Origin of the sequence: Dyella sp. (assembly GCF_035508675.1) — a bacterium.
In the GTDB taxonomy this organism is placed as follows: Bacteria; Pseudomonadota; Gammaproteobacteria; order Xanthomonadales; family Rhodanobacteraceae; genus Dyella_B.
In genome coordinates this window covers 1-3,917 of sequence record NZ_DATJMN010000280.1, presented here as the reverse complement: position 1 = coordinate 3,917, position 3,917 = coordinate 1, and the positions used below count along the sequence as shown (strand labels likewise).

Annotated in this window: 5 protein-coding genes; 2 read left to right on the top strand and 3 right to left on the bottom strand. The window is 64.4% G+C overall.

Going from position 1 to position 3,917, the window contains the following annotated elements:
- Positions 1–52: glutamate--tRNA ligase family protein (locus VMA74_RS21650; protein ID WP_414649617.1), on the bottom strand; the 52-nt coding region annotated here is incomplete at its 3' end.
- 137 nt (positions 53–189) lie between these two features.
- Positions 190–624: a DUF4399 domain-containing protein gene (locus tag VMA74_RS14705; RefSeq protein WP_325368240.1), complete on the bottom strand. Its 435-nt coding sequence runs from the start codon at positions 622–624 to the stop codon at positions 190–192.
- A gap of 327 nt (positions 625–951) precedes the next feature.
- On the opposite strand from VMA74_RS14705, the gene VMA74_RS14700 reads away from it, so the two are divergent.
- Positions 952–2,112, top strand: coding sequence for a glycosyltransferase family 1 protein (locus tag VMA74_RS14700; RefSeq protein ID WP_325368238.1), 1,161 nt, complete (start codon positions 952–954; stop codon positions 2,110–2,112).
- Entirely contained in the window at positions 2,081–2,656 is a 576-nt protein-coding gene (locus tag VMA74_RS14695) for a phosphatase PAP2 family protein (RefSeq protein WP_325368236.1), read from the top strand. Before VMA74_RS14700 ends, VMA74_RS14695 begins: the two co-directional genes overlap by 32 nt.
- A 331-nt stretch (positions 2,657–2,987) precedes the next feature.
- Here VMA74_RS14695 and accD read toward each other — a convergent pair whose 3' ends face one another.
- Positions 2,988–3,857 (bottom strand): acetyl-CoA carboxylase, carboxyltransferase subunit beta, encoded by an 870-nt coding sequence (gene accD / locus VMA74_RS14690; RefSeq protein WP_325368234.1) that lies wholly within the window; start codon positions 3,855–3,857, stop codon positions 2,988–2,990.
- Positions 3,858–3,917 lie beyond the last annotated feature (60 nt).

Sequence of the window (3,917 nt, the reverse complement as noted above, 5' to 3'; positions counted from 1 at the left end):
CGATGTGCAGGAAGCCGGTGGGACTGGGGGCGAAGCGGGTGCGGACGGTCATTGCTGGCAGATGCGGTGGTTGAAACGCGGAATTTTAGCTGATCGCGTTTACCGGGGGCGGGAATCGTCAATCGGGAATCGTTGAGAGCGCATCCGCAGACTTGCCGGACCTGCTTCTACGATTCCCGATTTCCTCGCCTACTTCACATGCACCGTAACCACCTTCGACACCACCGGTGGAACAAACGGGATGTGATTGGCATCGCCCAACTCCAATTGCAGCGTGTGCGCGCCCGGCGGCAGCGTCAGCGTGGTTTCGGTCTGGCCGCCACCAAAGTGCAGGTGCTGCTTGTCGTTCGGTATGGGCTGGCCGGCCGGCGGCAGTTCTTTCACATCCACCAGCAGGTGGTGGTGCCCGGTTTTGGCGTGGACTACGCCGGCGGGCGCCACGCCCATGCCCTTGAGGCCGAAGCGCACGGTGAAGGTCTGCGGCACGGTGGCGCCATCCTGCGGCGAGATGATGTAGACCTCGGCGCCAGCCGGGGACGGGGTGGTGGGCAAAGCAGGCGCATCGGCGGCAAGAGTGCCACCGGCCACGGCGGTCAATGCAGCAACAAGCAGCAGACGTTTCATGTAGAACCTCCTATCCAGGCATGCGTTCACGCAATCTAGCCCAGTTGGGCCGGCCTGGGCACGGTTTTCGCCGTTCCGTAACACGCGTAACCGCCCTGTCACGTGAGCGCCATCGCTGCGAAACGGCGCAAGCGGAAGCTAGGGATGATCTGGTTGGTTCTGCGTAGGTTCCACTGGCACTGTGTGTGGGCAGATCACAGGGGCATCGGCGAAGGCAGACTGGCCGTCTGTCGAGACGATGGACCGAAGATATGCGGACACACAGTGCCGGTGGGGCCTGCGCAGAACCAATCAGGGCATCCCCCAGTACAAGACGAGGATGCGCCAATGCGTATCGGCATCATCAGCGAGACGTATCCGCCAGAGATCAACGGTGTCGCGCTCACCGTGCACAGTCTGGCGACCGGTCTGGCCGCAAAGGGCCACGCGATCGATCTCATCCGTCCTCGTCAATCCGCCAGCCATGCCGACGAACCCGGCATCGATGCGCTGGAAACGCGCGGCGCGGCGCTGCCCCGCTATCCCGGCTTGCGCTTCGGGCTTCCCGCCTACCGCACACTGCGCCAGCGCTGGACCCAGCACCGCCCCGATGCCATCTACGTGGCCACCGAAGGCCCGCTGGGGCGTTCGGCGGTGAAGACCGCGGTGCGTTTGGGCATTCCCGTCGCGACCGGCTTCCATACGCGCTTCGATGCGTATGCCAATCACTACGGCGTAGGTTTTCTCACCCCGGTGGTGCACAACTACCTGCGCCGCTTCCACCAGCGCGCCAACGTCACGCTGGTGCCTACCGATGCGCTGGCGGCCGAACTGACGGCGATGGGCGTGGATCACGCGCGCCTGCTGCGCCGCGCGGTGGATACCAAGCTGTTCCATCCCTCCAAGCGCGATAACGCCTTGCGCGAAAGCTGGGGCGTGGATACCGATACGCCGGTGGTGCTCTACGTAGGGCGGATTGCGCCGGAGAAGAACCTGGACCTAGCCGTTGCAACCTTCCGCGCCATCCAGCAGGTGGCGCCGAAGGCCCGCTATGTGTGGGTAGGCGACGGCCCCGCGCGCGCCGGACTGCAAGCGGCGCATCCGGATTTCATCTTCGCCGGCATGAAGCGCGACGAAGCGCTGGCCGCGCATTACGCCAGCGCCGATCTGTTTCCGTTCCCCAGCCTCAGCGAAACCTTCGGCAACGTGATCCTGGAAGCGCTCGCCGCCGGCTTGCCGGTGGTGGCGTATGCCGAAGGCGCTGCACGCGAGCATCTGTTCGACGGCATCAACGGCTTCCGCATCGATTCCGGCGAGGCGCGCGCCTTTACGGCAGCAGCCGTGACGCTGGCCGGCGACATGCAACTGATCCGCCATTTGGGCCGTGCCGCGGTGGAGAGCGTGGAACGGCTTTCACCGGACGCGGTGATCCGCGAATTCGAAAACCTGCTGCGCGAACTGGTCGAGGAGAACATGCATGACCGCCATGTCACCATCGCACCTGCCTGAGCAGGTGGCACTTCCACGCCATGCGTTCGACCGGCGCATGTGCATCGCCGCCAATCGCTGGGGCGCCCGGCATGCGGTCGGCTTGTTCTTCGGCATCATCAGCCGCCTGGGCGATGGCGTGTTCTGGTACTCCTTGATGGCAGCACTGGCGTTGATCGACGGCCGGCGCGGCCTGGAAGCGGCTGCGCACATGGCGGCCACCGGCCTGGTGGCGCTGGGCTTGTATCGCGTGCTGAAGCGCTGGACGCGTCGCCCGCGCCCGTTCCGCACTTGCCCTGGCGTGATCGCGCACGTGCCGCCGCTGGATGAATTCAGCTTCCCCTCCGGCCACACGCTGCAGGCGGTGGGCTTCACCATCGTGGCGCTGGCCTGGTACCCGCTGCTTGCACCGCTGCTGCTGACGTTCACCGCGCTGGTGGCAGCATCGCGCGTGATTCTCGGCTTGCATTACCCGAGCGACGTGCTCGCCGCGATGGTCGTCGGCAGCGGCCTCGGCGCGCTGTCGCTGTGGCTGGTGCATAGCGCACCGCAGCTGTTCGCCTGATCGATTCCTGCGCTGGTCAATTCATCATCACGCCGTACTCACACGCTTTGCGTTCAACGACATAGCGCATCTATCCACAGGCTCTACCGGATACTTTCCACAACCGCTGTGGAAAAGTACGCGCACTTGCTGCACAAAAATTCAGCACCACGTGCCAAGTGATTGATCGCAAAGATGCGTGCGCGAGTTTTCCACAGGGTTTTCAAGAAGGCGTCCACATTTGTTGTGGACAAGTAGGCTGGGATGAAATCCCAGCATCGCCACGCCAATACCCGCAAACGACAACGCCGCCCGAAGGCGGCGTTGTTCGAGATGCATCACACAGCGCAACTCACGCCGCGCGCGGCACCTTGCGCAGGATGTTCAACACATCAGCCAGTTTGTCACGCATCTGCCGGCGGTCGACGATCATGTCGATCGCGCCGTGTTCCAGCAGAAACTCCGAACGCTGGAAGCCTTCCGGCAGCGTCTCGCGCACGGTCTGCTCGATCACGCGCGGGCCGGCGAAACCGATCAGCGCCTTGGGTTCGCCCACGTTGATGTCACCCAGCATGCCGAGGCTGGCGGACACGCCGCCGGTGGTCGGATGCGTCAGCACGCTGATGTACGGAACACCCGCTTCGCGCAAACGCGCCAGCGCGGCCGAGGTCTTGGCCATCTGCATCAGCGAGAACAGCGCTTCCTGCATGCGCGCGCCGCCGGTGGCGGCGAAGCACACCAGCGCGCTGCGTTCGCTCAACGCGCGCTCGGCGGCGCGGGTGAATTTTTCGCCGACCACCGAGCCCATCGAGCCGCCCATGTAGGAGAACTCGAAGGCCACCGCCATTAGCGGCTGCTGCTTGAGCTTGCCGCTCATCGCGATCAGCGCATCGTTCTCGCCGGTGGATTTCTGTGCGGCGACGATGCGGTCGCGGTACTTCTTGGAATCGCGGAATTTGAGCGGATCGGTGGGCTCCATGCTGGCCCACAGTTCCTGCACGCTGTCTTCGTCAAGGAACGACAGCAGGCGTTCGCGCGCGCCGATCGCATGATGATGGCCGCACTTGGGGCACACCATCAGGTTGCGTTCCAGTTCCGGTTTGTACAGCACGGCGCCGCAGCCACCGCACTTCTCCCACACGCCTTCGGGTACCTTGCCCTTGCCGCCGGCGGCGCCTTGCGTCCGCACGCGGGGGGTCATGATTTTTTGCAGCCAATTCATGGGTTCCGCCTCAATCGTCAAGCGCCATCCAGGGCGGCGCGGATTGGGCGAAGAAATGCA

Excerpts from the sequence above, each read along its gene's own strand:
- VMA74_RS14705 (WP_325368240.1), bottom strand. The coding sequence starts at position 624 with ATGAAACGTCTGCTGCTTGTTGCTGCATTGACCGCCGTGGCCGGTGGC.
- VMA74_RS14700 (WP_325368238.1), top strand. The coding sequence starts at position 952 with ATGCGTATCGGCATCATCAGCGAGACGTATCCGCCAGAGATCAACGGT.
- VMA74_RS14695 (WP_325368236.1), top strand. The coding sequence starts at position 2,081 with ATGACCGCCATGTCACCATCGCACCTGCCTGAGCAGGTGGCACTTCCA.
- accD (WP_325368234.1), bottom strand. The coding sequence starts at position 3,857 with ATGAATTGGCTGCAAAAAATCATGACCCCCCGCGTGCGGACGCAAGGC.